This window comes from Geodermatophilus sp. SYSU D00525 (assembly GCF_054050475.1).
The window spans coordinates 94,449-119,415 of sequence record NZ_JBJGZK010000010.1 but is presented as its reverse complement, the minus strand read 5'-3'; the positions used below and the strand labels follow the sequence as shown (position 1 = coordinate 119,415).

The 24,967-nt window shown below is 76.8% G+C and carries 24 protein-coding genes; 11 read left to right on the top strand and 13 right to left on the bottom strand.

Annotated features, from left to right (window positions below; all coding sequences use genetic code 11):
* Positions 1-85: 85 nt before the first annotated feature.
* From ACI796_RS11265 to ACI796_RS11245, 5 genes are all read left to right on the top strand, one after another.
* Positions 86-730 (top strand): TetR/AcrR family transcriptional regulator, encoded by a 645-nt coding sequence (locus tag ACI796_RS11265; protein ID WP_456941315.1) that lies wholly within the window; start codon positions 86-88, stop codon positions 728-730.
* 33 nt (positions 731-763) lie between these two features.
* Positions 764-1,600, top strand: a complete 837-nt coding sequence (locus ACI796_RS11260; RefSeq protein ID WP_456941314.1) for a class I SAM-dependent methyltransferase — start codon at positions 764-766, stop codon at positions 1,598-1,600.
* A gap of 76 nt (positions 1,601-1,676) precedes the next feature.
* On the top strand, positions 1,677-3,248 hold the full coding sequence (locus ACI796_RS11255; RefSeq protein WP_456941313.1) for a long-chain-fatty-acid--CoA ligase: 1,572 nt from the start codon (positions 1,677-1,679) through the stop codon (positions 3,246-3,248).
* A gap of 106 nt (positions 3,249-3,354) precedes the next feature.
* Positions 3,355-5,130 carry a class I adenylate-forming enzyme family protein gene (locus ACI796_RS11250; RefSeq protein WP_456941312.1) on the top strand — a complete coding sequence of 592 codons (1,776 nt, stop codon included), beginning with the start codon at positions 3,355-3,357 and terminating at the stop codon, positions 5,128-5,130.
* A 70-nt stretch (positions 5,131-5,200) separates the two neighbouring features.
* On the top strand, positions 5,201-6,259 hold the full coding sequence (locus ACI796_RS11245; RefSeq protein ID WP_456941362.1) for a potassium channel family protein: 1,059 nt from the start codon (positions 5,201-5,203) through the stop codon (positions 6,257-6,259).
* Here ACI796_RS11245 and ACI796_RS11240 read toward each other — a convergent pair.
* The 9 genes from ACI796_RS11240 to ACI796_RS11200 all read right to left on the bottom strand — a co-directional run bounded on the left by ACI796_RS11240 (position 6,232) and on the right by ACI796_RS11200 (position 14,368).
* Entirely contained in the window at positions 6,232-6,846 is a 615-nt protein-coding gene (locus tag ACI796_RS11240) for a hypothetical protein (RefSeq protein ID WP_456941311.1), read from the bottom strand. The genes ACI796_RS11245 and ACI796_RS11240 overlap by 28 nt on opposite strands.
* 8 nt (positions 6,847-6,854) lie before the next feature.
* Positions 6,855-7,811 (bottom strand): hypothetical protein, encoded by a 957-nt coding sequence (locus ACI796_RS11235; RefSeq protein WP_456941310.1) that lies wholly within the window; start codon positions 7,809-7,811, stop codon positions 6,855-6,857.
* On the bottom strand, positions 7,808-8,671 hold the full coding sequence (locus ACI796_RS11230) for an ATP-binding cassette domain-containing protein (RefSeq protein ID WP_456941309.1): 864 nt from the start codon (positions 8,669-8,671) through the stop codon (positions 7,808-7,810). The genes ACI796_RS11235 and ACI796_RS11230 overlap by 4 nt, the downstream gene beginning before the upstream one ends.
* Positions 8,668-9,522, bottom strand: a complete 855-nt coding sequence (locus ACI796_RS11225) for a hypothetical protein (RefSeq protein WP_456941308.1) — start codon at positions 9,520-9,522, stop codon at positions 8,668-8,670. The genes ACI796_RS11230 and ACI796_RS11225 overlap by 4 nt, the downstream gene beginning before the upstream one ends.
* Positions 9,519-10,061 (bottom strand): RNA polymerase sigma factor, encoded by a 543-nt coding sequence (locus ACI796_RS11220; protein ID WP_456941307.1) that lies wholly within the window; start codon positions 10,059-10,061, stop codon positions 9,519-9,521. The genes ACI796_RS11225 and ACI796_RS11220 overlap by 4 nt, the downstream gene beginning before the upstream one ends.
* A 104-nt stretch (positions 10,062-10,165) precedes the next feature.
* Positions 10,166-11,686 carry an adenylate/guanylate cyclase domain-containing protein gene (locus ACI796_RS11215; protein WP_456941306.1) on the bottom strand — a complete coding sequence of 507 codons (1,521 nt, stop codon included), beginning with the start codon at positions 11,684-11,686 and terminating at the stop codon, positions 10,166-10,168.
* A 66-nt stretch (positions 11,687-11,752) separates the two neighbouring features.
* Positions 11,753-12,640 (bottom strand): alpha/beta fold hydrolase, encoded by an 888-nt coding sequence (locus tag ACI796_RS11210; RefSeq protein ID WP_456941305.1) that lies wholly within the window; start codon positions 12,638-12,640, stop codon positions 11,753-11,755.
* A gap of 9 nt (positions 12,641-12,649) precedes the next feature.
* Positions 12,650-14,101, bottom strand: coding sequence for an FAD-dependent oxidoreductase (locus ACI796_RS11205; protein WP_456941304.1), 1,452 nt, complete (start codon positions 14,099-14,101; stop codon positions 12,650-12,652).
* A gap of 90 nt (positions 14,102-14,191) precedes the next feature.
* Positions 14,192-14,368, bottom strand: a complete 177-nt coding sequence (locus ACI796_RS11200; protein ID WP_456941303.1) for a hypothetical protein — start codon at positions 14,366-14,368, stop codon at positions 14,192-14,194.
* A gap of 95 nt (positions 14,369-14,463) precedes the next feature.
* On the opposite strand from ACI796_RS11200, the gene ACI796_RS11195 reads away from it, so the two are divergent.
* Positions 14,464-14,841 carry a YybH family protein gene (locus ACI796_RS11195; RefSeq protein WP_456941302.1) on the top strand — a complete coding sequence of 126 codons (378 nt, stop codon included), beginning with the start codon at positions 14,464-14,466 and terminating at the stop codon, positions 14,839-14,841.
* A 62-nt stretch (positions 14,842-14,903) separates the two neighbouring features.
* Here the strand turns inward: ACI796_RS11195 and ACI796_RS11190 are convergent, their stop codons facing one another.
* Positions 14,904-15,761 carry an SDR family oxidoreductase gene (locus ACI796_RS11190; RefSeq protein WP_456941301.1) on the bottom strand — a complete coding sequence of 286 codons (858 nt, stop codon included), beginning with the start codon at positions 15,759-15,761 and terminating at the stop codon, positions 14,904-14,906.
* 272 nt (positions 15,762-16,033) lie between these two features.
* Between ACI796_RS11190 and ACI796_RS11185 the strand changes: the two genes are divergently transcribed.
* The 4 genes from ACI796_RS11185 to ACI796_RS11170 all read left to right on the top strand — a co-directional run bounded on the left by ACI796_RS11185 (position 16,034) and on the right by ACI796_RS11170 (position 21,957).
* On the top strand, positions 16,034-17,869 hold the full coding sequence (locus ACI796_RS11185) for a BCCT family transporter (protein ID WP_456941300.1): 1,836 nt from the start codon (positions 16,034-16,036) through the stop codon (positions 17,867-17,869).
* Between the two features lie 10 nt (positions 17,870-17,879).
* On the top strand, positions 17,880-18,974 hold the full coding sequence (locus ACI796_RS11180) for an FUSC family protein (protein ID WP_456941299.1): 1,095 nt from the start codon (positions 17,880-17,882) through the stop codon (positions 18,972-18,974).
* Between the two features lie 137 nt (positions 18,975-19,111).
* Positions 19,112-20,236, top strand: coding sequence for a hypothetical protein (locus ACI796_RS11175; RefSeq protein ID WP_456941298.1), 1,125 nt, complete (start codon positions 19,112-19,114; stop codon positions 20,234-20,236).
* A 65-nt stretch (positions 20,237-20,301) separates the two neighbouring features.
* Positions 20,302-21,957 (top strand): FAD-dependent oxidoreductase, encoded by a 1,656-nt coding sequence (locus ACI796_RS11170; protein WP_456941297.1) that lies wholly within the window; start codon positions 20,302-20,304, stop codon positions 21,955-21,957.
* A 15-nt stretch (positions 21,958-21,972) separates the two neighbouring features.
* On the opposite strand, the gene ACI796_RS11165 is transcribed toward ACI796_RS11170, so the two are convergent.
* Positions 21,973-22,659, bottom strand: a complete 687-nt coding sequence (locus tag ACI796_RS11165; protein WP_456941296.1) for a TetR/AcrR family transcriptional regulator — start codon at positions 22,657-22,659, stop codon at positions 21,973-21,975.
* Positions 22,660-22,752: 93 nt separating this feature from the next.
* On the opposite strand from ACI796_RS11165, the gene ACI796_RS11160 reads away from it, so the two are divergent.
* The gene (locus tag ACI796_RS11160) at positions 22,753-23,454 is read left to right on the top strand and encodes a DUF4386 domain-containing protein (protein ID WP_456941295.1); all 702 of its coding nucleotides are present in this window, start codon (positions 22,753-22,755) and stop codon (positions 23,452-23,454) included.
* 6 nt (positions 23,455-23,460) lie between these two features.
* Here the strand turns inward: ACI796_RS11160 and ACI796_RS11155 are convergent, their stop codons facing one another.
* Both ACI796_RS11155 and ACI796_RS11150 read right to left on the bottom strand, forming a co-directional pair.
* Positions 23,461-23,907, bottom strand: a complete 447-nt coding sequence (locus ACI796_RS11155) for an SRPBCC family protein (RefSeq protein ID WP_456941294.1) — start codon at positions 23,905-23,907, stop codon at positions 23,461-23,463.
* A gap of 100 nt (positions 23,908-24,007) precedes the next feature.
* Positions 24,008-24,925 (bottom strand): oxygen-binding di-iron domain-containing protein, encoded by a 918-nt coding sequence (locus ACI796_RS11150; protein WP_456941293.1) that lies wholly within the window; start codon positions 24,923-24,925, stop codon positions 24,008-24,010.
* Positions 24,926-24,967: the final 42 nt, after the last annotated feature.

Here is a 24,967-nt window from a genome sequence, read left to right as displayed (position 1 = left end):
GGTACGCGCCGCAGCGTGACAGCGGTCACCCTCGACGGTCAACGGTGACTGTTCAGCGGGGCGCCGGGGCCCTAGCCTGCGGCGCGTGAGCGCCGACCCTCTCCCGGACGACGGCCCCCGCCGCCGGTCGACCCGCACGGCCGACAGCCGCGCGCTGATCCTCGACGCCGCCGTCGCCTGCCTGGTCGAGTCCGGCTACGCCGGGGCCTCCACCCTCGCCGTCCAGGCCCGGGCCGGGGTGTCCCGCGGCCGGCTGCTGCACCACTTCCCGTCGCGGGCGGAGCTGCTGGTCGCCGCCGCCGGGCACCTGTCGAGCACGTTGCTCACCGAGGTGGAGGAGCGCGCGGCGGCGGTCATGGCCGACGAGCCGGCCGGGCCCGAGCGGATCGACCGGGCCATCGACCTGATGTGGGCGACGTTCCAGGAGCCGCCGTTCTGGGCGGCGATGGAACTGTGGCTGGCCGCCCGCACCGACCCGCAGCTGCGGGCGGCGCTGCGGGTCGAGGAGCGCCGGCTGCGCGCGGCGATCCGCCGGGTGGCCGACGGGATCTGGGGCCCGCGGATCGCCTCGGCCCCGCGCTACGCCGAGGTCTGCGAGCTGCTGTTCACCAGCATGCGCGGGGTGGCCTGCGTGTACGCCTTCGAGGAGCGGCCCGCCGCCACCGACCCGCACCTCACGCTCTGGAAGGGGCTCGCCGCGCGGATGCTGACGCCGCCCGCGGAGGGCTGACGGCGCGGTCGCCCCGGGCCACGATGCGGGTGCATGACCGGCGACACCCGCGACGGACCCGGCACCGGCTACGTCCTCGGCGACACCGACCCCGAGCTGGCCCGGCTGGACGTGCTCGCCCGCCTCTACGCCCCGGCCACCGGCGCCTGGCTGGACAGCGCGGGCCTGGCCCCCGGCGCGTCGGTCGTCGACCTCGGCTGCGGTCCCGGCGTGGCCGCGCTGGCCGCCGCGGAGCGGGTGGGGCCCACGGGCCGGGTGGTCGGCGTCGACGCCTCGGACCGCCACCTGGCGGTGGCCCGGCGACGGGCGGAGGCCGCCGGGTACGCCCACGCCGAGTTCGTGCGGGCCGACGTCACGACCTGGTCCCCGGCCGGGCCGGTGGACGCCGTCCTCGGGCGGCTCGTGCTGCTGCACCTGCCCGACCCGGTCGCGCTCGTCGCCCGCACGGCCGGGCTGGTGCGCCCGGGCGGGGTGGTCGCCTTCCAGGACGTCGTCCTCACCAGCCGGGCCGCGCACCCGCCGCTGCCGCTGCTGACCGCCTACGACCGGTGGCTGCGCACCGCGCTCGGCCGGTCCGGCGTCCCCCTCGACGCCGGCCTGCGGCTGACCGGCGTCTTCCGCGCCGCCGGGCTGCCCGACCCCGTGCTCACCTCCGCCCAGCCGCTGGAGCGGGGCGGCGACGCGGCCGGGTGGGCGGTCGTCGCCGGCGACCTCACCAGCCTGCTGCCGGTCCTCGAGCGCACCGGCACGGCCACCGCCGCGGAGGTGGGACCGGAGGACTTCGAGCGGCGGCTGCGTGCCGAGGCCGCCGCCGCGGACGCCGTCCTGGTCAACCCGATGCTCGTCGGCGCGGCCGCCCGGGTGCCCTGACGGTCAGGGTTGACCGCCCCCCGCCACCCCGCCAGCATGACGCAGGTCACACCCGGCGGCGGCGCAGGAGGAACACGTGGACGACCCGACCCCCCGGCTGCAGGGGCGCGGCATGACGACGGCCGACCAGCTCGCCCGCTGGGCCCGCCGCACCCCCGACGCGGTGGCCGTGCGCTTCTCGGGCACCGGCCGCACCTACGCCGAGCTCGACGAGCGGGTCACCCGGCTGGCGCGGGCGCTGGCGGGCCGGGGCGTGGCCGCGGGCGACCGCGTGGCCGTGCTGGGGCTCAACTCGATCGAGGTGTGGGAGTCCTACCTCGCCGGCGTGCGGCTGGGCGCGATCGTCGTCCCGGTCAACTTCCGCCTGGTCGCCGACGAGGTGGCCTACGTGCTCACCGACAGCGGGGCCGCCGCGCTGGTGGTCGACCCCGCGCTGGCCGGCGTCGCGGCCAAGGCGCGCGAGCAGGCGCCCGGCGTGCACACCGTCCTGACGATCGGCCAGGACTACGAGGACGCGCTGGCGGCGGCGTCGGCCGAGCCGCTCGACGTCGAGGTCGACGAGGCGGCGCCGGCGTTCGTCATGTACACCTCCGGCACCACCGGGCGGCCCAAGGGCGCCGTCCTCACCCACCACAACCTGCTGATGCACGTGTTCAGCCAGGTGGCCACCCTCGGGGTGGGCCCGGACGACCGGGTCGGCGCGCCGGGGGCGCCGCTGTTCCACATCGCCGGGCTGGCCGGCGGGCTGCCGTCGCTGCTGCTCGGCGGCACGCACGTCATCCTCACCTCGGGCGGCTTCGACCCGGTGGCCACGCTCGACCTCATCGAGCGGGAGCGGATCTCCAACCTCTTCCTCGTGCCGGCGATGTGGGCGGCGGTGGTGGCGGTGCCGGGGATCGCCGAGCGCGACCTGTCCTGCCTCAAGCGGATCTCCTGGGGCGCCGCGCCGGCGTCGACCACCCTGCTGCGCACGATGATCGACACCTTCCCGCAGGCCGAGGTGGTCACCGCGTTCGGCCAGACCGAGTGCAGCCCGGTCACCTGCCTGCTCCGCGGCGAGGACTCGATCCGCAAGATCGGCTCGGTCGGGACGCCGATGCTCAACGTCGAGGTCCGCGTCGTCGACGACGCCATGCAGGACGTGCCGCGCGGCGAGGTGGGCGAGATCGTCTACCGCAGCCCGATGGTCATGAAGGAGTACTGGGGCAAGCCCGAGGCGACGGCGGAGGCGTTCGCCGGCGGCTGGTTCCACTCCGGGGACCTCGTGCGCGAGGACGAGGACGGCTACTTCTACGTCGTCGACCGCAAGAAGGACATGATCATCACCGGCGGCGAGAACGTGTACTGCGCCGAGGTGGAGGACGCCCTCGCGGCGCACCCCGGCGTCGCCGAGGTCGCGCTGATCGGGGTGCCCGACCCGCGCTGGGGCGAGGCGCCGCTGGCGGTGATCGCGCCGCGGGACCCGGAGAACCCGCCCAGCCCCGCCGAGCTGTCGGCCTGGTGCGGCGAGCGGCTGGCCCGCTACAAGCACCCGCGGGAGTACTCGGTCGTGTCCGCGCTGCCGCGCAACCCGAGCGGCAAGGTGCTCAAGACCGCGCTGCGCGAGGAGCACCGCGCCGGCTCGCTGGTCTCCGACCCCGCCGTCTGAGCGCCCGCCTGTGCGCTGTGCACATCCGCGGGTGTGCACAGCGCTGCTCGACAGCGGATGTGAGCTGTACCACCCTGACGGCACCGATCCGGACGGAAGGACACGCATGACCGCCACGCACCCTGCGCCCACCGACGCCGCGCAGGCGCCCGACCCGACGCGCCAGGCCGCCGCCGGCTGGCCGCCGGGACTGCCGCGCTCGCTGGAGTACCCGCTGGTGCCGGTCGGGTCGATCCTGCGTGCCGCGGTGCGTCGCTGGGGCACGCGGACGGCGTTCGTCGACCACGACGTCGAACTCACCTTCGAGGAGCTGGGGCAGCGGGCCGCCGCGGTCGCCAACTGGCTGGCCGACCACGGCGTCGGCCGCGGCGACGTCGTGGCGGTGCACATCCCGAACTGCCGCCAGTACCCGGCCGTCTACTACGGCGTGGTGATGGCCGGCGCCGTCTTCTCCCCCACCAACCCGCTGCTGCCCGCGGCCGACCTCGCCGCGCAGCTCACCGACGCCGGCGCGAAGGTCCTGGTCACCTGGGACCAGGTGCTGCCCTTCGTCCGCGGCGCGCTCGAGGCCACGCCGGTGCAGACGGTGGTCGTCACCGGCGAGGCGCACGCCCTCGACTTCGCCGCCCGGCTCGAGGGCCTGCAGGACCCCGACGTCGACCTGGCCGACCTGCTGGCCGCCGACCCCACCGACCGGCACCTCGACGCCGGGCTCGACCCCGCCGCCGACCTCGCGCACCTGGCCTACACCGGCGGCACGACCGGGGTGAGCAAGGGCGTGGAGCTGCCGCACCGCAACGTGGTCACCAACGTGCTGCAGTCGTCGTGCTGGACCTCGGGCTCGCTGCCCGAGCTCGACGAGGCCGGCGACGTCACGATCCGCCAGGTGCTCGGCGAGGACGAGTGCCCGACCCGGCTGGGCGAGGCCGTCCTGATCAACCTGACGCCGTGGTTCCACGCCATGGGCGCGATCGGCTACCTCAACGGCATGGTCATGGGTGGCACCACCACCGTGATCCACATGCGCTTCGACCCGGTCAGGTACGTCGAGGACGCCCAGCGCTACCGGGTGACCAGCATCGGCGGCGCACCGCCGGTGTTCGTGGCGCTGCTGCAGGTGCCCGGGTTCGCCGAGCAGGACTGGTCGCACGTCCGCGGCGTCTCCAGCGGCGCCGCACCGCTGCCGGTGTCGCTCATCGAGCGGCTGCAGGCGCTGCTGCCCAACGCCGTCATCGGCGAGGGCTACGGGCTGACCGAGGTCACGATGATGGCCACCGGCAACCCGACGTTCCGCTCCGGCACCCGCAAGGCCGGCACGGTCGGGCTGCCGATCTTCGACACCGAGATCAGCATCCGGCCGCTCGGCGGCGGTGACCCGCTGCCCGCCGGCGAGCGCGGCGAGGTGTGCATCCGCGGGCCGCAGGTCATGCGCGGCTACGCGCACCGGCCCGAGGCCACCGCCGAGGCGATCGACGGTGACGGCTGGTTCCACAGCGGCGACGTCGGGATCCTCGACGAGGACGGCTACCTGTCGATCGTCGACCGCACCAAGGACATGCTGCTCTACAAGGGCTACAACGTGTTCCCGCGCGAGCTGGAGGAGATCCTCTTCGGCGTGCCCGGCGTGGCCGGCGCCGCGGTCGTCGGCCGGCCCGACGAGGCGGCCGGGGAGCTGCCGGTGGCCTACGTCGTCCGGAAGGCCGACGACGCCGGGGCGGCGCTGACCGCCGAGTCGCTGATGGCCGCGGTCAACGAGCGGGTCACCCACTACAAGCGGCTGCGCGACGTCGTCTTCATCGACGCCATCCCCGTGTCGGCGGCGGGCAAGGTGCTCAAGCGCGAGCTGGCCGCCCGCGAGCGGGAGGCCGTGTCCGGATCGTGACGCGTCCGGGTGGTGGCCGTGCCGGGATCCCGGTGCGGCCACCACCCGGTCGCTATCGTCGCCGGACGTGATGGGCGGACACGGGCCGGGCGACGACCCGCACACCGGGGTGCAGATCGCGCACGTCGAGCAGTCCCCGGTCCGCCAGGTGTGGCAGCGGGTGGTGCTGGCGGCGTTCTTCCTGGCGCTCACCGTGTTCATCGTCTGGCTGGACCGCGACTCCTACCGCGACGGCGACGAGGTCGGCATCTCGCTGCTCGACGCCGTCTACTACTCCACGGTCACCCTCTCGACCACCGGCTACGGCGACATCACGCCGATCACCGAGGGCGCGCGGCTGGTGAACATCCTGTTCATCACGCCGCTGCGCGTCATGTTCCTGATCGTCCTCATCGGGACCACGCTCGAGGCGCTCACCGCGCGCTCGCGCGAGGAGTTCCGGATCCGACGCTGGAGGTCCCGCGTGCGTCAGCACGTCATCGTGTGCGGCTACGGCACGAAGGGCCGCAGCGCCGTCCGCTCGCTGCGGGCCACCGGCACGCCGCTGGAGAACATCGTCATCGTCGACGGCGACCAGCGGGCCATCGACGAGGCCAACTCGATCGGCCTGACCGGCATCGTCGGCGACGCCGGGCGCACCGACGTGCTGCGGCGGGCGCACGTCGAGCGGGCCCGCGCGGTGATCGTGGCGGCCAACCGCGACGACGCCTCGGTGCTGATCACCCTCACCGTCCGCCAGCTCAACCCGAGCGTGCCGATCACCACCTCCGTGCGCGAGGAGGAGAACGCGCAGCTGCTGCGGCAGTCCGGCGCCGACACCGTCATCACCACGTCGGCGACGTCGGGGCGGCTGCTGGGCCTGTCCACCGACAGCCCGCGGGTGGTGTCCGTCGTCGAGGACCTGCTGACCGGCGGGCAGGGGCTGGACCTCTCCCAGCGGACGGTCCGCTCCGGCGAGGTCGGCCTGGGCCCGCGCGACCTGCGCGACATCGTGCTGTCGGTGACCCGGGGCGGGCGCACGCTGCGCTTCGACGACCCGCTGATCGGCACGCTGCAGAGCGAGGACGTGCTCGTCGTCGTCCGCTCGCACGGCCCCGACGGTCAGGTGTTCGCCCGCTCCCAGGCCTGACCCGGCCACCGCGCGGCGGGGTCCCGGGTCGCCGACGCCACGGCCGTCCCGGCGACGGCCAGGACGAGCGCGGTCCGCTCGCCGGCGGAGTCCCACGGGGCGGCGTGCAGCACCGACTCCGGCAGTGCCGTCTGCGCGACCAGCCCGGCGCCGAGCAGCACCGTCGCCGTGACCGCCCCGGGAACCCCCGCCCGGCGGCCGACCGCCCCCGCGGCCAGCGCGAGCAGGCCCAGCACCGCCCACAGCCGGACCAGATCCCACCCCGGGTCGGCCCCCGCCGCGGCGGCGAGGAGGACGACGCCGGCCAGCGATCCGGCCGACACCGGCAGCGCCAGCGCCACCCGGGCCAGCAGGCGCCGGCGGACCGTCACGGGGGTGGCCGCGGTCAGCCGCGCCGTCCCGTCGTCGGCGACCCCGCCGAGGCCGCAGGCGAGCACGAGCACCGCCGTGCCCGCCACCTGGGCGTCGGCGGGTGCCGGCAGGACGGTGAGCAGGGCCGTCACCGCCAGCGCGGCGCCGCCCGACGCGGCCAGCGTGCGCCACGGGACCACGGGCCGGGTGGTGGCGAGCAGGGCCGGCCAGGGCACGCCGGTGCTCACAGCGGGGCCAGCCAGCCGAGGTCGCCGTCGTGGGTCCCGAGCTCCCCGGCGAGGCCGAGCGCGACGAGGGCCAGGCCGACCGTGAGCACCCGCCGCGTGCGGCGGTCCCGGCCACTGAGCGCCAGCGCGAGGCCGGCGAGGGTGAGCGTGACGCCGGCGACGTAGACCAGGTGCGTCCCGTAGAAGGCCAGCGAGCGGTCCAGCGCGAGGAACCCGTCGACGAACCCGCCCGGTGGCTCGCCGGCCTGGTGCGCCGCCAGCTGCGCCGCCGGCGGGTCCACGCCGAGGTCCGTCGCGACCACCGACGAGCGCGTCACGGCGAACAGGCCGAAGGGGGCGTACAGCCACGTGTAGTACATGGTGGAGAAGGCCGCCCAGCCGACGACGCCGAGCACGGCGCCGGCTGCCCGCGAGCGCACCAGCCGGGCCACGGCCACCCCGGCGGCGGACGAGCACGCGACCGCCAGCGGCCCGCCCAGCAGCTCCACCGGTGCCGGGTCGAACGTGCTGGTCCAGCGCCCGTCGCCCAGCACCGCGCCGTCTCCCGCCAGGACGGTCAGGTACTGGCCGGTGAGGACGGCCAGGGCCATGACGGCGGGCACCACCGCGGCGGGGAGCAACCCCGCCGTCCGCTCCCACCCGCGGGCCGGGGTGCTGCCGAACAGCTCCGCGGTCGGGGCGGGCCGGTCCCGGAGGGCGGCTGCGTTCGCCGCGAGGAAGGCGGCGAACGCGAGCGGCGCCACGGGGTACTCCCACAGCACGTAGCCGTCGACCATGGGCCCCGGCTCCGAGAAGCCGCCGTCCGCACCGGCCCAGACGGCCAGGGCCACCGAGCCGGCCCACCCTGCCCACAGCAGCGGGCTCCGGGCGGCGTGGCCGAGCTCGGCCCGGGCCAGCGCCGCGACGGTGGAGCGACCGACGACGACGTCGCGGGTCGCGGTCGCGGCGGTCACGACGCCACCTGTTCGGCGGTCGCGGCGCCGGTGAGCAGCAGGTAGCCGTGCTCGGGACCGGCGGGGACCAGGTCGGCCCCCGCGGGCGGCGACCCCACGTTGCGGAAGCGGCCCTCCGGCGTGCGCCAGGAGACGGCGGCCCGCGGGTCCGGACCGTCGGCGTCCCACACCCGTCCGTCGGCCAGCGCCGCCAGGGCGGAGGTCTCCCCGTGGAACAGCACCCGGCCGGCGTCGAGGACGACCACGCGGGGGCACAGCGCGGCGACGTCCTCGGTGAGGTGCGTGGACAGCAGGACCGTGCAGTCGGCGGGCAGCCCGGCGAGGACCTCGCGGAAGCGCAGCCGCTGCTCCGGGTCCAGGCCCACCGTCGGCTCGTCGAGGACCAGCAGGTCCGGCCGGCCGAGCAGGGCCTGCGCCAGGCCGACGCGGCGGCGCATCCCGCCGGAGAGCGCGCGGATGCGCCGGTGCGCACGGTCCCCGAGCCCGACGACGTCCAGCACGCGGCGGACCTCCGCGTGCCGGGCGGCCCGGTCGGTCATCTCCTTGAGGACGGCCACGTAGTCGACGAAGGCGAACGCGGTGAACCCGCCGTAGGCGCCGGACTCCTGCGGCAGGTAGCCGAGCCGCCGGCGGATCGCCAGCCGTCCCGCCGGGTCGGCCGGGTCGTGGCCGAGCACCCGCACCACGCCGGTGCCGGGCGACAGCGCGGTCGCGACGATCCGCAGCAGGGTGGTCTTCCCGGCGCCGTTGGGGCCGAGCAGCCCGGTCACCCCCGGGGTGAGGTCGAGGGTGACCTCGTGCAGCGCGGTGGTGCCGCGGAAGCGCTTGCCGACGCCGGCGAGCGCGACGGGGAGGGTCATCTCCTGCTCCTGTCCTCGAAGGTGGCGCGGCGGGTGACGGCGGCGACCAGGGCGAGCGCGGCCACGCACAGCAGCGCGGCCTGGCCCGCGGGGCGGAAGGCGAGCGAGCGGTCGAGCACCTCGTCGACCGCGAGCCGCGACCGCGGCGGGCGGAGGGCTCCCCACGAGGCGGCCAGCCACAGGACGGTCAGGACGGCGGCCACCCGGCGTGGGTCGGTGCGGGCCGACAGGGCCAGGGTCAGCGCGCACAGCGCGAGGGCGGGCGCCAGCCACAGGACCGCCGGCCGCGTCCCACCCGGCAGTGCCGACGCCAGCGCCGCGGTGACCGGCAGGGTGGCCGCCGCGACCGCCGTGGTCCGCATGAGCAGCAGCCGGAACCGGGAGAACGGCGTGGTGCCCGCGACCTCCCCGGCCAGGTCGTCGACCCCGCCGTAGGCGAGCGCGACCCCGGCCAGCGGCAGCAGCGGGGCGGAGACGACGAAGACGGCCGTCCCGAGGGCACCGCTGCCCAGCTGGGCGGCCAGAAGGGCCACCACCAGCAGCCCGGTCCCCGCCGCCCACCAGGCGCGCTGCAGCGCGGGCGCTGCAGCCAGCAGCCGGACGACGTGCGTGGGCAGCACGCGGCCGAGCAGCCGCTCGCCCGCGGACGCCGGTCGGTCGTCGAGGGCCGTGGCCAGCGCGTCCCAGGTGCGCTCGTGGGCGGCCCGGTCCGCCCCGGGCGGCGCGGCGGCGAGGCCGGCCCGGCACGCCGCGCAGTCCAGCAGGTGCGCCTCGACCGAGGCCGCCGCGGCGTCGGTCAGGGCACCGGCGCGGTACCCGGCCGACGTCCCGGGGTCGACGTGCCAGCTCATGTCCGTGCCTCCTGGGTGAGTGCCGCCTGCATCTGGGCGCGGGCGCGGGCCATCCGGGTGCGCACCGTGCCCGGCGGCACGCCGAGCAGGCGGGCGGCCTCCCTGCTGGTCAGCCCGTCGAGCACGACGGCCCGCACGACGGCGCGCAGCTCCGGGGACAGGCCGCCGACCGCGGCGGCGAGGTCGCCGTGCTCCACGGCGAGCAGCACCTCGTCCTCGGCGGAGGGGGCCGGCGGCGGCACCAGCAGTCGCAGGGGCAGCGGACGCCGCGGCCGGACCGCGGCCAGCAGGCGGCGGACGCCGATGCCCCACAGCCACGCGGGGACGTCCCCGGAGCCGCGGTACCCCGCAGGCCTGCGCCAGACGGCGAGGAAGGTGTCCTGCAGGACCTCCTCGACCACGCCCCCGTCACCGCAGCGGCGGGCCAGGCGCGCCCGCAGCCACGGGGCGTGCCGGTCGTACAGCTCCCGCAGCGCTGCCCGGTCCCGTTCGGCGACGGCCTGCAGCAGGTCACCGTCCGAGCGCGGCTCCTGCCTCATGCTGCACCTGTAGCTCCGGGGTGCCCGAGCTGTTCACCGGCCCCCCGTGCCGGCCCGTCCCGGAGTGTCCCGGTGGCCGCGCCGCGGCAGAAGGACTCCGAGCGTCACGACGTGCGGGGCACCCAGGTGCGGGTCGGCTCGCCGCGGCCGCGCAGCTCCACCTCCGCGTCGGGCGCCCAGTGCGCGGCCTCGCCCCCGCCGGCGGCGCGGACCGCGGCCTCGCTGGCCACCGCCCGCCCGGGCCGGTCCTTGGCCAGCTCGGTGAGCCGGGCGGCCTCGTTCACCGGGTCGCCGATGACGGTGTACTCCATCCGGCTGGCGGTGCCGACCTGCCCGGCCCACGCCGGCCCGCAGGCCACGCCGACGCCGACGTCGACCTCCCCGGCGCGCGCGACGTCGTCGCAGATCCGGCGGGCGGCGCGCAGCGCGGCGCCGGAGGCGTCGGGGTGACCGGTGGGCGCGCCGAACACGCACAGCGCGGCGTCGCCCTCGAACTTGTCCACCAGCCCGCCCTCGGCCTCGACCGCGTCGACGACGACGGCGAAGAACCGGTTGAGCAGGCCGACCATCCCCTCCGGGCCGGTGCGCCGCACCAGCGCCGTCGACCCGACGACGTCGACGAACAGCGCCGCCACCGGCCGCAGCTCCCCGCCCAGCGAGGCGCCCTCGGCCAGCGCCCGTGCGGCGACCGTCGTCCCGACGTGCCGGCCGAACAGGTCGCGCAGCCGCTCCCGCTCGGCGAGCCCGGCGGCCATCGTGTTGACGCCCTCCTGCAGCAGGCCGATCTCGCCGGCGTCGTCGACGGTGACGCTCGCGCCGTAGTCGCCGGCGCCGACCCGCTGCACCACCTGCCGCAGGTCGCGCAGCGGCTGCCCGACCGCGCGGGCGGTGAGCAGGGTGGCCAGCCCGCCGACGAGCACGGCGACGACGGCGAGGAAGACGACGGCGGCGCGGCCGGGCCCGCCGGGGTTGCTCGGGTCGGCGAACAGCAGCACCACCCCGAGCAGCGGGACCGCGCTGGTCAGGCCCCAGGTGAGCAGCAGGCGCGGGCGGACGCCGAGGGCGAGGCGGCCGGACGGCGGGTGCGCGGCCAGCGCGCGGGTGGTGAGCGCGCGGGCGGCGCGGGCGACGAGCAGGTAGACCACACCGGCGGTGACCGCGCCGCCGAGCAGCGCGACGACGCCGACCCGCAGGCCGACCAGCGGGTCGGGGAAGGCGGCCGCCGCGACGGCGCCGGTCAGGACGGCCCCGGCCAGCCACACCACGGCGGCGATCAGCGCGGCGTCCACCGGCAGCCGCAGCGCGCGGGCGGCCTCGGCCGGGGTGGGGTCGCGGCCGGCGACCAGCCACGCGGTGGTGGCCCGCTGCCGGCGCAGCCCGGCGAGGGTGGCCGCGGGCAGCGCGACGAGCAGGTAGGCCAGCGCGGCGAGCAGGGTGGGGCCGCGGCCGGCCTCGTCCCCGTCGTCGGAGACGCCGAGCAGCAGCATGGTGACGGTGCCGACGCCGACCAGGTCGGCGACGACGACCAGCGCGACGATGAGCGGGACGGCGATCCGGCCGCTCGGGGCCCAGGCCAGCACGTCGTCGGCGCGGCGGGCGGCCGTGCGGGCGCTGTCCGGGATCACGGAGGGCTCAACGAGGACCGGCCCACCCGGACACGCAGGCACCCTCCGCCGCGGGAGGCGCGGCCGTCAGGGCGCGGCGGGCACCCGGCCGGCCGCGGTCACCTCCCGGAGGAACGGGAGGACGGCGTGCTCGAAGGCGACGGGGTCGTCGAGCATCGGCCAGTGCCCGCTGTCGTCGAGGACCACGACCCGCGCAGACGGGAAGGTCTCGCGCTGCCGCTCCGCCCAGGCGACGGGCAGGTACGGATCGTGCCGTCCCCAGACCACCAGCACCGGCCGGTCGAGGTCACCCAGCCGGCGGTGCAGGTCCTCGCCGTGGGCGGCGATGTCCGTGGCGCGGTAGAGCCGGAGCACCGCGCGCTGGCAGCCGGGATCCCGGGCGCTGCGGTACATGCGCTGGACGGCCTCCTCGGGCAGTCCCCGGGGGCAGCCGCGGCCCAGGATCATCCGCATGCCCCGCAGCGACGTCGTCCGCATGAACAGCTCGCCCAGCCCCGACGTCCGCCAGATCCGGGCCAGGGAGTGCCACGGGTAGTCCCGCATGACGCCGATGTTCACGAGCGTCAGGCTGCCCACGCGGTCGGGGTGGTCGGCCGCCCAGGCCAGACCCCACGGCCCGCCGAAGTCGTGCAGGACCAGGTGCGCGCGGGTGACGCCGAGGGCGTCCAGCATCGCCGCGAGGTGCCGGGCGTAGCCGTCCACGGTGTAGACGAACCGCTCCGGTTTGTCCGCCTCGCCGTACCCCGGCATGTCGGGGGCGACGGCGCGGGCGAAGACCCCCGTGCGGGCGACCAGCCGACGCCAGTCGTCGGCCGGGCCCGGGTTGCCGTGGACGAACACCACGGCCTCCGCGGCGTCCTCGGGACCGGCGGACAGGACCCGGCTGCGGATCCCGGCGACGGCGACGGTGCCCTCGGTCACCTCTGCCAGCTGCTCGGTCGTGGGAGTGGTCACGACGGCCTCCTAGGCGTCCGCACCGGCGAGTGCTGCCTCCGCCGGCCTCCGGGGCGGGACCCCGCCCTCCCGGTCGAGGCGGGCGCGCAGGGCCGCGGCGACCACGTGCGGGCGGAAGACGGCGGACGCCGGCTCCAGCATCCCGAGCGTCCGGGCGAAGAGATCGGCGACCCGGGGGTCCTGCGTGGACGCGGCGAGCACGCGGTCCAGGTACCGGTGCATCAGCCGGCTCGTGCGCGTCACCTCCGTGCCCGTGGTCGTCGGGAAGCGCAGGTCCTCACCGGTCGAGAACATCCACGGGTCGGCGAGGGCGCGGGCGAGCCGGCGCTGGAAGCGGGTCGCCAGACCGTCGAGGTCCCCGGCCCGCTGCCGGCGGCGCTGCTCGCAGAGGCAGGCGTCGAGGATCTCGGCCTCGACGGCGGCCATGCTCATGCCCTGGCCGTACACGGGGTCGAAGGCGCACACGGCGTCGCCCACGACGACGAACCGCTCGGGCCGGCGGGGCATCCGCTCGAAGTGCCACCGCCGGTTGGCCGTCCCCCGGTGGCTCCGGACAGGGGTGACCGGCTCGGCGCGCTCGACGGCGTCCGCGAGGACGGGGTGGCGCAGGCTGCGCAGGAAGGCGGCGAAGCCCGCGTCGTCGGTCGGCGGGTGGTCACCGGCGGCGCCCATCGCCGCGACGTGCCACTGGCGTCCCTCGATCGGGAAGACGTACCCGGTCCGCAGGACCGTCGGTGGCTTGGAGGTGAGCATCACGGCCTTCCAGTCCGCCGTGAACCCCTCCGGGATGCGGACCAGCCGGCTGGCGTAGGCGATGTCGGGGTCGACCTCGCTGCGTTCCGGTTCGGGGTAGCCGAGGGCGGTCAGCCAGGCGACCGCGCGGGAGCCCCGGCCGGAGGCGTCGACGACGAGGTCGGCGTCGAGCCGGGTGGTCTCCCCGGTGTCCAGCCGTCGGACCGTGACGCCGCTGACCGCCCGTCCGTCCTCGGACGCGCGGACGCCGGTGACCTCGCAGCCCTCGCGCACGGTCACCCCCGGGAGCTGCCGCACCCGGCGGCGCACCGTGGCCTCGATCAGCGGGCGGCTCGCGAACAGCCCCGTCCAGCCGGCCGCCCGCCGGTCGATCCACCCGAAGGGACCGAGGAGAGCGAAGTCGGCGGGCATCCGCGCCCACACTGCCCCGGCCGCCTCGAGTTCGGCGCTGAAGCCGGGGAACAGCCGGTCGAGACTGCCTCGGCCGCGGGCCAGGAGCGCGTGCAACTGCCGGTCCTGCGGCACCCCCTTGCGGTGCCCGGGCCCCTCGGGGAGCACGTCCCGCTCGACGACGGTGACCCGGTCGAGGTGCCCGGCCAGGGCACGTGCGGCCAGCAGACCGGCCATGCTGCCGCCGACGACGACCGCGTGCCCGCCACCTCCCGCGCGATCCGCAGCCGGTACGGATCGGACGGACGTCTCGGTCATCGGGTCCTCCCCGCGGGCAGACCGGTGAGGTGTGGAGCGACCCTCCACCCGGACCGCGGGAAGCGGACAGGGCCCAAGGGCTCCGGGCGGTCAGACCGGCAGGGCGGCGAGCTCCGCGGTCAACCGGGCGTCGGCCGGCACGAGGTCGGCGGCGGTGGTGTGCCGGCCGGCCACCAGCAGCAGCGGCCAGGGGCGCTCGTCGTCGGCCGAGGCGGTGGCCGCGACCAGGCCCGCCTGCGCCACGGCGCGGCACGCGATCGGGTTCATGCCCCGGGGATCGGCACCGCCGCGGGCCGGGTGCAGCCGGGCGGCGGACCTCACCCCGGGGGACGAGATCCGGGGCCCGGGGCAGTCTGCCCTGCATGGACTCCGACGAGGTGCAGGTCCGCCAGGTGCTGGAGGCGTGGGCGCAGGCCGTGCGGCGCGCCGACGTCGACGCGGTGACGGCCGTGCACACCGGCGACGTCGTGCTGTTCGACGCCCCGCCGCCGATGGTGGTGACCGGGATCGGTGACTACCTGGAGCAGTGGCGGCTGTTCTGGGAGGCGCAGGGCGAGGGCCTGTTCGACGTCTCGCGGCTGACGGTGGTGGCCGGGGACGGCGTCGCCTTCGCGCACGGCCTGCTGCGGGTCGGCGCGGTCGGCACCGAGGGCTTCGACGTGCGGCTGACCGTGGGGCTGCGCCGGGTGGACGGGCGCTGGCTGGTCACCCACGAGCACCACTCGGTGCCCGCGGACTGACCGGACGGCCGCGGGCACGTCCGCGGCCGCCCGGGGTCGACCCGGGCGGCCGCGGGACGGGCTCAGGCGCGGGTGGCGCGGACGGCGTCGGCCAGCGGGGTCACCGGCCGGCCGAGCAGCGCGACGAGGTCGGCGTCGCCGGTGTCGAGCTCGCCGTTCGCGATCGAGGTGTCGATGGCGGCGACGAACCCGGCGGTGCCGGCGTCGAGGCCGGCGCCCTGCAGGGTCGCGACGAGCTCGTCGGCCGGGAGGTCGCGGTAGCGGACCGTCGTCTCGGTGGCCTCGGTGACGGCGGCGGCGAGGTCGGCGAGGGTCACGCCGGGCCCGCCGACCTCCAGGACGACGGTGCCCTCCTCGTCGGTCAGCAGCGCGGCCGCGGCGGCGACGGCGTAGTCGTCCCGCGGGGCGATCGACACCCGGCCCGCCCCCGCGGCGCCGACGATCTCGCCGGTGGCGAGGTACCGGTCCAGCTGCGCGGTGTAGTTCTCGAGGTACCAGCTGTTGCGCAGGACGGTCGCCGGGACGTCCGCCTTGAGCAGCACCTCCTCGGTCCCGCGGTGCTCGGGAGCGAGCGGGTTGGCCGAGGTGTCGGCGTGCGCGATCGACGTGTAGACGACCCGCTGCACCCCGGCGGCCACCGCCGCGTCGATGACGGCCTCGTGCTGGGCGACCCGCTGCCCCGGCTCGCTGCCGGACACCAGCAGCAGCCGGTCGACGCCGGCCAGGGCCGCGGGCAGGGTGTCCGGCCTCGAGTAGTCGCCGTGGCGGACCTGCACGCCGCGCCCGGCCAGGTCGGCGGCGGCCTCGGGACGGCGGGCGACGGCGACGACGTCGGGCGCCGGGACGCCGCGGTCGAGCAGCTCCTCGACGGCGCGGCGGCCGAGGTGGCCGGTGGCTCCGGTGACGGCGTAGGTGGTCATGCGGGCGCTCTCCTCGTGCGGGGGTGAAGTGCTTGCACGTTCAACAACCCGGCGCCCCCGCCCCGTCATCCCGGCGCGGCGCACGTCCCCCGTCCGGCGGACCCGGGAGCTGTGGGGCGACCGGCCCGTTTGCGCGACCGCCGGATCGCGTCGACCCTGGATCCGCGGGGCCTGCGCGCTGACCGTGCGCGCACACCTCCCCCGCCAGGGACACCGTCCCCCACCGCACACCGAACGGAGGTTCGCCCGCGCCTGCGCGCGGACGGGTACCAGTGAGCTCCCCCGCACCGCCCGGACACCCCGACGGCGCGACGGCCGCACCGGCCCTCGTCCCGTCCCCCGCAGACCCGCACCCCGCGATCGCCGAGCCGCCTCGCCCGGCGGCCGACGCGCACGGCCGGCTGGACCGCGTCGTGTTCGCCGTCGCCGCGGTCCTGGCCCTCGCGTTCCTCGCCTGGGGGTTCGTCAGCCCGACCGGCCTGGGCTCGGCCAGCAGCAGCGCGCTGGTGTGGATCGAGTCGAACCTCGGCTGGCTGTTCGTGACGCTGGCCTCGACGTTCGTCGTCTTCGTGCTGTGGCTGGCGGCCAGCCGGTACGGCCGCATCCCGCTCGGCCGCGACGACGAGACGCCGGAGTTCCGCACCGTCTCGTGGATCGCGATGATGTTCAGCGCCGGGATGGGCATCGGGCTGATGTTCTACGGCGTCGCCGAGCCACTCGCGCACTACGTGACGCCGCCGCCGCGCACGGTGGCCGCCGAGACCCCCGAGGCCGTGCAGACCGCCATGGCCACGACGCTGTTCCACTGGACGCTGCACCCCTGGGCGATCTACGCCGTGGTGGGACTGGCCATCGCCTACGGCACGTTCCGCCGCGGCCGCCGGCAGCTGGTCAGCGCGGCGTTCGAGCCGCTGTTCGGCCGGCGCCGCACCGAGGGCTGGGCCGGCCGGGTCGTCGACGTCCTGGCCATCTTCGCCACGCTGTTCGGCTCGGCGGCCTCGCTGGGCCTGGGCGCGCTGCAGATCGGCAGCGGCGTGGAGATCCTGGGCTGGGCCGGCGACGTCGGCAACGGCGTCCTGGTCGGGATCATCGCCGTGCTGACCGCCGCGTTCGTCGCGTCCGCGGTCTCCGGGGTCGCCCGGGGCATCCAGTGGCTGTCCAACGTCAACATGGTGCTGGCCCTCGTCCTCGCCGTCTTCGTCTTCGTCGCAGGACCGACCGTGCTGATCCTCAACCTGGTCCCCGGCGCGGTCGGCAACTACGCCGCGGACCTCGCCCGGATGGCCGCGCGCACCGAGGCCAGCGGCGGTGAGGCGACGGCGACGTGGCTGCGCGGCTGGACGGTCTTCTACTGGGCCTGGTGGATCTCGTGGACGCCGTTCGTCGGCGTCTTCCTCGCCCGGATCAGCCGCGGCCGCACCATCCGCCAGTTCGTCACCGGCGTCCTGCTGGTGCCGAGCGGGGTCAGCCTCGTGTGGTTCGCCGTCTTCGGCGGGGCCGGCATCGCCGCGCAGCGGTCCGGCGCGGACGTCGCCGGGCAGGCCACCTCCGAGGGGCAGCTGTTCGGGGTGCTGGAGCAGTACCCGCTGGCCACCGCCACGACGGTGCTGGTCATGGTGCTGGTGGCGGTCTTCTTCGTCTCCGGGGCCGACGCCGCCTCGATCGTCATGGGCTCGCTGTCCGAGCGCGGCACGCTGCGGCCGCGCCGCGGGACGGTGGTCTTCTGGGGCGTGGTCATGGGCGCCGTCGCGGCGGTGATGCTGCTGGTCGGCGGCGGGGAGGCGCTCACCGGCCTGCAGAACCTGACGATCATCGCGGCGCTGCCCTTCGCGCTGGTCATGGTCGGCCTGGCCGTGTCGCTCGCGAAGGACGTGCGCACCGACCCGATGGTGCTGCGCCGCACCTACGCCGTCGAGGCGGTCGAGCAGGCCGTCGTCGAGGGCATCACCCGGCACGGCGAGGACTTCGCGCTGGTCGTGGAGGCCGGCGGGGACGGCGCGGACGGCACGCCGGAGGTCCCGTCGGTGCGGGTCACCGGGAACACGGCCGGGCCGGCGCCCGCGGGCGACGGGGTGGAACCCGCCGCCCGCGCCCGGCCGGGCGGGTAGCCGCACCGCGGTGCGGACACCGGGAACGGGGGCCCGGACGGGCGAGCTGCTGCGCAGGCCCTGGGTGCAGCGTGCGGTGCGGGCGGCGCTGGCCGCCGCGCTCGCCTGGCAGGTGGCGGTGCTGCTGCCGCCGCCGTTCCCCCAGTACGCGTACTACGCCCCGCTCGGCGCGGTCGTCGCCGTGCACCCCACGGTCGCCGACTCCGCCGGCGCGGCCTGGCGGACGGTCCTCGCCATCCTGCTGGGCTTCGGCCTGGGCGTCACGGTGCACCAGCTCACCGCCGAGGCGCTGCCCGGCGCGCTCACCATCGCGCTGATCGTGGCGCTGGCCGTGGGCGTCGAGCAGTGGCGGGTGCTGCAGGAGCACGCCAGCTGGGTGAGCTTCGCCGCCGTCCTCATGCTCACCGTCGGGACGGCGGCCGACCCCGCGCGCTACGCCGTCGCCTACGCCGGGCTGACCCTGCTCGGCGCGGCGATCGGCGTCCTGGTCACCACCGTCCTGTTCCCGCCGATGCAGCTCACCGCGGCCGTCCGGGCGATCGCGACCACGCGGGCGCTGCTGGCCCGGCACCTGCACGACATCGCCGGCGGCCTGCGGCACGGTGAGCTGCCCGCGCCGGGGGCGTGGGAGGGGCCCCGCCGGGACCTGGACGCCGCGCTGGACCGGATGCGGGCGGCCGAGGCCGTCGTCGAGCGCGCCCGGCTGGCCAACCCGCGGGCGCGGCGCTGGGGCGGCACCGCGGCGCGGGTCCGGGAGGAGTCGCGGGCCCTGGACCGGGTCGCCGTCCTCGTCGACGACCTGACCACGCTCGTCGCCCACCTGCCCCCGCACCGCCGGGGCATCGACCGCATCGACGGCGGGACCGGCTGGCTGCTGGCCGACGCCCTCGACGGCCTCGCCCGGCTGGTCCGCGCCCCCGGTGGTGCGGGGGGCGGGGACGACGCGGTCCGGGACGCCGGTGACGCACTGCGGCGGCTCACCGCCCTGCTCCGCGACTCCGCCACGGCCGACGACGAGGGGGTCGTCGCCCTCGGCGCGGTCGCCGTCGGCGTCTACCGCTCGCTGGACACGCTGCGCGGCCGGACACACGCCGTCGACGCCTGAGTCCCGTCGGGCGTGGCGGTCGCAGGCCGTACCGCCACGCCGCGGAGCCGGAACGCGGACGACCCGGGGGCTGGACCGCCGCCGCGCCGTCCCCCTGGGATGAGCCGCGCCGGACTCCCGAGACCGCGGAGGACGCCGTGCGCCCGACCCCGCTCCCCCGCCGCACGCTGGTCGGCGCCGTCCTCGCCGGGAGCCTTGCGGCCGTGCTGCTCGCGTCCCCCGCCTCCGCCACCACCGCGGGGCCGACCGCCCCGGCGGCCGCGCCGCCGACGGTCGAGGCGCCCGCCCCCTACGTCGCCCAGGCGGTCTGCGACCCCGCACCGAAGCCCGGCACGCGCGACCTGGCCGACGCGCTGCTGGCCCACTACGGCGCCGGCAGCGTCGGCATCTCCCGCGACTGCGCCGTCGGCGGGCCCAGCGAGCACAAGGAGGGCCGCGCCCTCGACTGGATGCTCGACGCGGGCGTCCCGGCGCAGCGGGCCGTCGCCGAGGGGTTCCTGGCGTGGCTCGCCGCGCCCGGCCCCTCCGGCGAGTCCGCCTGGGCGGCGCGGCGGCTCGGCGTCATGTACGTCATCTGGGACCGGGAGATCTGGTCGCCGGGCCGGGGGTGGCAGCCGTACGACGGCGCCAGCCCGCACACCGACCACGTGCACGTCTCGCTGTCGTGGGCCGGGGCCATGGGTGCCACCTCGTGGTGGACCGGCGTCGCCGCCCGCGTCGACACCGGCCCGTGCACGCCCGTCCCGGCGCGCGGCGACCTGCCGCCGTGCGCGCCCGGCGCCGAGCAGCCCGCACCGAGCACCGCCGCGGCCGCCGAGCCGCAGGAGGACGCGGGAGAGCCCGAGGCGGAGGCCCGCGCGCTGGCCGAGCTCGCGGCGCTGCGGGAGGAGTCGCTGGCCCGGGTGCCCCTGGACGGCCGGTGGGTCGCCCAGCTCGCGTCCAAGGACGTCGGCACCACCGACCCGCTGCAGACCGCGCAGGACGGCTCGCACACCTTCTCCGCCGTCGACGTCCTGGCCGAGAGCCGGGCCGGGCTGGCCACGGTGACCGACCCGTCGGCGCTGTACGTCCTGCAGGGCACCGACTTCGGGCGGCGGTCGACCGCACCCGACGGCGACCCCTGGTGGATCACCGTGGTCGACACCGGCGCCGCCGGGCGGGCCGACGTCGAGGCGTGGTGCGCGGCCACCTACCCCCAGCTGCACGGCGCGGAACTGGTCAACGCCTGCGTGCCGCGCCGGCTCACCCCGCCGCACGACTGACCCCGGCCGGTCCCGGGTCCCACGACCCTGGGCCGCCCGGCGTCGGCTCCCTACGCTCCGCCCGCATGAGCGGTCCGGTGCTGATGGCCGTCGACGACGACCCGGCCCTGCTGGGCGCCGTCGGGCGGGAGCTGTGCAGCCGGTACGAGCGGGACTACCGCGTCCTGTGCCTGGGGTCGGCGGACGAGGCACTCGCCTCGCTGGACGAGCTCGCGCAGGCCGGCGAGGAGGTCGCCCTCGTCCTCGCGGGCGAGACGGTCTCCGGCGCCCCGGGCACGGAGCTGCTGGCGGAGGTGCGCAGCCGGTTCCCGGACGCCGAGCGCGCGCTGCTCGTCCCGTGGGGGCACGTCGGGGACCCGGGCACCGGGGACGCGGTCCTCGAGGCGATCGCCCGCGGCCGCATCGACCACTACCTGGTGCGGCCGGCGTCGCCGCCGGACGAGCAGTTCCACCAGGCGGTCTCGGGGTTCCTGCTCGCGTGGGCGCAGACGCGGCACCGCGCGCCGCACACCATCGACGTCGTCGGGGAGACCTGGAGCGGGCGGGCGTACGAGCTGCGCGAGGTGCTCGGCCGCTGCGCGATGCCGCACCGCTTCTGCCTGGCGGACTCCGACGAGGGCCGCGCCCTGCTCACCGACCGGGAGCACCGGAGGCTGCCGCTGCTGGTCATGCCCGACGGGACGGTGCTCGAGGACCCCACCGACCTCGACATCGCGCAGTCGGCGGGGACGGCGATCGACCCGTCCGGCGACCGGTACGACCTGGTGATCGTCGGGTGCGGGCCCGCCGGCCTGTCCGCGGGCGTGTACGGCGCCTCCGAGGGCCTGCGCACGATCGTCGTCGACTCCGGCAGCATCGGCGGCCAGGCGACCTCCAGCTCGGCGATCCGCAACTACCTGGGCTTCCCCCGCGGCGTGACCGGCGGGGAGCTGGCGCGCCGCGCCTACGAGCAGGCGTGGCTGTTCGGGGCCCGGTTCGCGTTCATGCAGGAGGTCACGGACCTGGTGCGGGAGTCCGACGGCATCGTCGTCTCGCTCGCCACCGGCGGGGTCGTGGTCGCCCGTGCGGTGGTCCTCGCCCCGGGCGCGAGCTACCGCCGCCTCGGGGTGGAGTCGCTCGAGGCGCTGCGCGGGGCCGGCGTCTCCTACGGCGCCGCGGCGTCGGAGGCCCCGCTGGTGGCGGGCGAGGAGGTCTACGTCGTCGGGGGCGCCAACTCGGCCGGGCAGGCGGCGCTGCACCTGGCCCGGTTCGCGGCGCGGGTCACGCTCGTGGTCCGGGCCGCGTCGCTGGACGCCGGGATGTCGCACTACCTCGTGCGCCAGGTCGAGGGCACCCCCGGCATCGAGGTGCGGACCGGCACCGAGGTCGTCGGCGGGGGCGGCGACGGCCGGCTCGACCACCTCGTGCTGCGCGACCGGGCCAGTGGCGCGGTGGAGACGGTGCGCGCGCACGCGCTGTTCCTCCTGATCGGCGCCCGGCCGCACACCGACTGGCTGCCGCCGGCCGTCGAGCGCGACCCCGGGGGCTTCGTCATGACCGGGCCGGACGTGAGCGCCGGCGCGGCCCGCGCCCTCGGCCGTCCCCCGCTGCCGCTGGAGACCAGCGTCCCGGGCGTCCTCGCGGCCGGCGACGCCCGGCACGGGTCGGTCAAGCGCGTGGCCTCCGCCGTCGGCGAGGGCTCGATCGCGATCCGGCTGGTCCACCAGCTCCTCGCCGCCTGAGCCGCCGCGCACCCGTCAGGACGGCGAGCTGCGCCAGCCCCGCGCGTGCAGCCGCTCGGCGCCGTCGAGCAGCAGGTCGAGGGCGAAGGCGAACTCGAAGTCCTCGTCGCACCCCTGCCCGACGCCGGACAGGTCGCCGCCGGTGGCCGCCGTGGCGATCTCCAGCACGTGCGGGAACCGCCGCGCGAACTCGGCGGCCACCGCCTGCCGCTCCTCCGGGGTCGGCTCCGGCGCCTCGTCGTCGCGCGGTGCGTCGAACAGCTCCGGGCTGAAGCCCCAGATGCGGTTGCCGAGGGCGTGCATGAGGTGGTGGGTGAGGTCGACGGAGAACCCGCCGGCCCGGAAGGTGCCGGCGACGGCGTCCATGTGGCCGAGGACGGCGGGCGTCCGGTGGGTGCGCGACTCGATCGCCTGCCGCGCCCAGGCGTGCCGGAGCACCGCCCGGCGGGCGGAGAGCAGCCGCTGCCGGACCGCGGTCCGCCAGTCCGAGCCCGGGCCGGGCTCCTCGAACTCCCCGATGACGACGTCGACCATCCCGTCGAGCAGCTCGTCCTTGTCGGCGACGTGCTTGTACAGCGCCATGGGGACGACGCCGAGCTCCTGGGCCAGCCGCCGCATGCTCACCGCGGCCAGGCCGGCCTCGTCGGCGAGCGCCACCGCGGCCGCGAGGACGCGCGCCCGGTTCAGGGGCTCCCGTGCCATCCGACCCTCCTGCTTGACGGGTGTACGGCGTACACCGTACCGTCCCCGCCGTCGGTGTACGCCGTACACCACCATCGGAGGGAGCAGCAGGTCGTGAGGGAGTCCCGCGGAGCCGCCGTCGTCACGGGCGTGTTCTTCCTGGTCGCCGCGGTCACCGCGGTCGCGGCGCTGGCGCTGTACCAGCCGCTGCTCGGCGACCCCGGGTACGTGCTGGGCGCCGGCGCCGACACGCAGGTGCGCTGGGGCGCGCTGCTGGAGGTCGGACTGGCCGCGGCGTGCATCGGCACCGCGGTCACGGCCTACCCGGTCGTCGAGCGGCACGGCCGGGCGCTGGCCCTCGGCTACGTGTGCGGGCGGCTGCTCGAGGCGGCGGTGATCGTCACCGGGATCGTCAGCGTCCTCGCGGTGGTCGCGCTGCGGCAGGGCGACCACGACGCGTCCCTGGTCGGCGTCGCCCGCGGGCTGGTGGCCCTGCACGACGCGACGTTCCTCGTCGGCCCCGGCCTGGTCATCGGCGTCAACACGCTGCTGCTGGCCACGCTGGTGTACCGGGGCCGCCTGGCACCCCGGTGGATCGCGGTGACCGGCCTGGTCGGCGGCCCGGTGGTGTTCCTCTCCTCGACCGCGGTCCTGTTCGGCCTCCACGACCAGGTGTCCGCCGTGGCCGGGCTCGCCGCCCTCCCCGTGACCGTCTGGGAGATGGGCCTCGCGGTGTACCTGATCGCGCGGGGCTTCCGCAGCCCCGCGGCCCCCGTGCAGTCCGGCCCCGCCCGGCCGGTGCCGGTCCCGGCCTGACGTCGGTCAGTGCACTTCCAGCACTGCCCGCAGCCGGGCGAGGTCGGCGCGGTTGGCCCGGCGGACGGCGCCCGCCAGGAGCGGCGCCACCCACCGGGAGAACCCGTGCGGCCGGCCGCGGTTGCGCAGCACCATCCGGGTCCGGCCGTCGTCCAGCGCCTCCCAGGCGTAGGTCGTCTCCATGGGGAAGGGCCCCTGAGCCGTCCGCATGACCAGCCGCTCGCCGGGCACCAGCTCGGTGACCTCGTAGGTGTAGGCGAGCCGGCGGCCGAGGAAGCGGGCGACGAAGTCCACCCGGGACCCGACCGCGACCGGCGGCGCGGTCCGCCAGTCGACCGACTCGATGTTCGCGTACCACCCGGGGGCGTTCGCGGGGTCCCCGGCGTAGGCGGCCACCTCCGCCCGGGGACGGCGGATGACCGTCTCGGTACGGACGTCGACCTGCCGGCCCACGCCCGGCATGATCCCGCCGCACCGGACCGGGCGCGAGGGGTCCGGCCGCCGGCCGGAGCCGCCCGGGGGTCCTGCGGCCACGGGACCCCTGGGTGTGCGGCTACGGGCTCCGGACGGTCTCGCCCGCCGGCGACGTGGGCCCTCGCGGCGCCGGCGGGGACACGCCCGGCCCGGGTGCCGCGTCGGCCACCGTCGGGGTCGCGGGGACCTGCTCGCCGGCGCGCTGCATCTCCGCCATGGCCTTGATCATGTCGGTGAACTGCTCGGCGTCCGGTGGCACGAACCGCTCGGCGGTGGGGACCTGTGCCAGCACGCGCAGGAACTCCTCCAGCTCCGTCCCGCTCGCGACGGGGAGGTGCGAGGAGAAGATCCGCCGGGGCTGGATCTGCCGGACGCGGTCGAGGACCCGGCCGAACTCGGCCTCGTCCGTGATGTGCACCCAGGGCGAGTCCGCCGTGGCCCAGCCGATCATGCCGCCCGCGAGGGCCTCCGGGGACACGTCGGCCGCGTCCTGCGTGGGCTCGGGGAGCAGCGCCCCGAAGGCGTCGACGGTGAACAGCGCCCCGGTGGAGCGGTCCAGGATCCCGAGGGACATCGGGTTGTCGAACAGCGGCGGGGCGACCGCGGTGAGCGTGCGGTCCCCCACGTGGATCTCGTCGCCGGCCCGGATGGCGTGCACGCGCTCCATCGGGACGGGCCACCACGTCGACATGCGCAGGGCGGAGAACCCGTGCGTGACCAGCCGCGCGTTCGGGGCCGCCTCCATGATGCGCTGGACGTTCCCGGTGTGGTCGGCGTCGTCGTGGGTGAGCCACACCCACTTCAGGGCCTCCAGGTCGACGATCGAGCCGACCGCGTCGAGGAACTGGTCCGCGTCGACGGCCAGGCCGCTGTCGATGAGGACCGGTTCCTCGGACGTGATCAGGTAGGCGTTGATCGGGAGGACGCCGACCCCCGGCAGGGAGAGGTTGGTGGGCAGGACGTGGACGTCGGCCTGACCCCGGTAGGGGCTGTCCATGGGACGCCTCCGGTGGTCGCGCTCGGTGGCCGCCTCCTCGGC

Bases quoted from the DNA above. Each gene is read 5' to 3' on its own strand.
- ACI796_RS11165 (WP_456941296.1), bottom strand. From the start codon at position 22,659: ATGGCACGGGAGCCCCTGAACCGGGCGCGCGTCCTCGCGGCCGCGGTG.
- ACI796_RS11245 (WP_456941362.1), top strand. From the start codon at position 5,201: ATGGGCGGACACGGGCCGGGCGACGACCCGCACACCGGGGTGCAGATC.
- ACI796_RS11230 (WP_456941309.1), bottom strand. From the start codon at position 8,671: ATGACCCTCCCCGTCGCGCTCGCCGGCGTCGGCAAGCGCTTCCGCGGC.
- ACI796_RS11250 (WP_456941312.1), top strand. From the start codon at position 3,355: ATGACCGCCACGCACCCTGCGCCCACCGACGCCGCGCAGGCGCCCGAC.
- ACI796_RS11195 (WP_456941302.1), top strand. From the start codon at position 14,464: ATGGACTCCGACGAGGTGCAGGTCCGCCAGGTGCTGGAGGCGTGGGCG.
- ACI796_RS11150 (WP_456941293.1), bottom strand. From the start codon at position 24,925: ATGGACAGCCCCTACCGGGGTCAGGCCGACGTCCACGTCCTGCCCACC.
- ACI796_RS11220 (WP_456941307.1), bottom strand. From the start codon at position 10,061: ATGAGGCAGGAGCCGCGCTCGGACGGTGACCTGCTGCAGGCCGTCGCC.
- ACI796_RS11225 (WP_456941308.1), bottom strand. From the start codon at position 9,522: ATGAGCTGGCACGTCGACCCCGGGACGTCGGCCGGGTACCGCGCCGGT.
- ACI796_RS11260 (WP_456941314.1), top strand. From the start codon at position 764: ATGACCGGCGACACCCGCGACGGACCCGGCACCGGCTACGTCCTCGGC.
- ACI796_RS11170 (WP_456941297.1), top strand. From the start codon at position 20,302: ATGAGCGGTCCGGTGCTGATGGCCGTCGACGACGACCCGGCCCTGCTG.
- ACI796_RS11205 (WP_456941304.1), bottom strand. From the start codon at position 14,101: ATGACCGAGACGTCCGTCCGATCCGTACCGGCTGCGGATCGCGCGGGA.
- ACI796_RS11190 (WP_456941301.1), bottom strand. From the start codon at position 15,761: ATGACCACCTACGCCGTCACCGGAGCCACCGGCCACCTCGGCCGCCGC.
- ACI796_RS11200 (WP_456941303.1), bottom strand. From the start codon at position 14,368: ATGAACCCGATCGCGTGCCGCGCCGTGGCGCAGGCGGGCCTGGTCGCG.